Raw genomic sequence first — 212 nt, 5'->3', positions numbered from 1 at the left:
GAAATGTAAGGTTCGGAATTTCAACTACAACACCGTTTGGTGTTGTAAAGTGTAAAGATTGTGATTCTGTATTGTATGTAAATACAAAGTTTCCTGATTTCGCGTCTTTTCGACCTGAAATCAACATTTGACTGTAACGAGCCTGTTCAAAATCCTGAACCCAAAGTGTATGATTTTGAACATAAGTATCTACAGTATGTTGTGCTTTGAAT

General features: G+C 34.9%; 1 pseudogene. It reads right to left on the bottom strand.

Features of this window, described 5'->3' with window-relative positions:
- A pseudogene (locus tag CN326_RS24825) lies at positions 1-212 on the bottom strand (hypothetical protein); the annotation flags it as partial.

The sequence above is a fragment of the Bacillus sp. AFS018417 genome, from assembly GCF_002560985.1.
Taxonomy (GTDB): Bacteria; Bacillota; Bacilli; order Bacillales; family Bacillaceae_G; genus Bacillus_A; species Bacillus_A rhizoplanae.
This window is presented reverse-complemented; position numbering and strand designations above follow the sequence as displayed.